We start from the raw sequence: 1786 nt of genomic DNA, 5'->3' as shown, positions 1-1786 counted from the left end.
CGACGACGACGTGGGCCCACCGACCCTCGTTCCACGATTTCTGCAAGGAGAGACCATGACCGTTCCCAGCACCACCCGCGCACCCAGCATCCCGCAGGAGTTCGACTACCTCGTGGTCGGCGGTGGCTCGGCCGGCGCCGTCGTCGCCGCCCGCCTGTCCGAGGACCCGTCCGTGACGGTCGGGCTGATCGAGGCCGGACCGCACGACCGGGGCCTCGACGAGGTGCTGACCCTCAGCCGGTGGATGGAGCTGCTGGAGTCCGGCTACGACTGGGACTACCCGCTCGAGGAGCAGGAGAACGGCAACTCCTTCATGCGCATGGCGCGCGCCAAGGTGCTGGGCGGCTGCTCGTCCCACAACTCGTGCATCGCCTTCTGGGCCCCGGCCGAGGACATCGACGAATGGGAGGAGAAGCACGGCGCCGAGGGCTGGAACGCCGAGACCGCCTTCCGGCTCTACCAGAAGCTCGAGACCAACGACGACGCGGGCGCCCACCACGGCCACGACGGGCCCGTGCACCTGATGCAGGTCCCCGACGACGACCCGTGCGGCGTAGCCGTGCTCGAGGCCTGCGAGCAGGCCGGGATCCCGCGCACGCCGTTCAACACCGGCAAGACCGTGGTCAACGGCGCGAACTTCTTCCAGATCAACCGCCGGGCCGACGGCACCCGGGCGTCGTCGTCCGTGTCCTACCTGCACCCGGCCGCCGAGCGGGAGAACCTCACGGTCCTGCACTCGACCCAGGCCACGCGCGTGGTCGTCGAGGACGGCCGGGCCACCGGCGTGGAGGTCGTGGACAATGCCTTCGGCACTCCCCGCACCGTGCGCGCCCGCCGCGAGGTGGTCGTCTCCGCCGGGGCGATCGACACCCCGAAGCTGCTGATGCTCTCCGGGATCGGACCCGCCGAGCACCTGCGCGAGGTCGGCGTGGACGTGCTCGTGGACGCCCCCGGCGTCGGCGCGCACCTGCAGGACCACCCCGAGAGCGTGATCCAGTGGGAGGCCAAGAAGCCCATGGTCACCGAGTCCACCCAGTGGTGGGAGGCCGGGATCTTCACCCAGGTCGACCCGGACACCGACCGGCCGGACCTGATGATGCACTACGGCTCGGTCAACTTCGACATGCACACCTACCGGCAGGGCTACCCGACCTCGGACAACGCCTTCTGCCTGACCCCCAACGTGACCCACGCGCGCTCCCGCGGCACCGTGCGGCTGCGCTCGCGGGACTTCCGCGACAAGCCCCGGGTGGACCCCCGCTACTTCACGGATCCCGAGGGCTACGACCTGCGCATCATGACCGCCGGGATCCGCAAGGCCCGCGAGATCGTGGCGCAGTCGCCGCTGGCCGAGTGGGCCGGGCAGGAGCTGTTCCCGGGGAAGGACGTGCAGACCGATGAGCAGATCGCCGACTACGTCCGGCGCACCCACAACACCGTCTACCACCCGGCCGGGTCCTGCCGGATGGGCCCGGCCGACGACGCGATGTCCCCGCTCGACCCGCAGCTGAGGGTCAAGGGGGTGGCGGGCCTGCGCGTGGCCGACGCCTCGGTGATGCCGGAGCTGACCACGGTGAACCCCAACATCACCGTCTACATGATCGGCGAGCGCGCGGCGGAGCTGATCGCCGCGGACGCCGGCGCGGAGCTGGTCGCCGCGAACGCCGGCGCCTGAGCGTCCGCCCGCGCAGCAGGACGGCGGCGCGGGCGTAGAGCCCGGCCAGCTCCGCGCCGATGGGCACGGAGAGCAGCTCCAGGTCGGGGTCGTAGGAGACGATCGGCACCC

Annotated in this window: 1 protein-coding gene; it reads left to right on the top strand. The window is 71.4% G+C overall.

Annotated elements, in window-relative coordinates:
• Positions 1–55 precede the first annotated feature (55 nt).
• Complete coding sequence (locus tag ACH9D2_RS05780) at positions 56–1675, top strand: GMC family oxidoreductase N-terminal domain-containing protein (RefSeq protein ID WP_396361828.1); 1620 nt, start codon at positions 56–58, stop codon at positions 1673–1675.
• The last annotated feature ends 111 nt before the right edge of the window (positions 1676–1786 follow it).

This window comes from Kocuria rhizosphaericola (assembly GCF_044462205.1).
Classification (GTDB): domain Bacteria; phylum Actinomycetota; class Actinomycetes; order Actinomycetales; family Micrococcaceae; genus Kocuria; species Kocuria rhizosphaericola.
The sequence above is the reverse complement of the archived record's forward strand: the minus strand, read 5'-3'. Positions and strand labels throughout refer to the sequence as shown.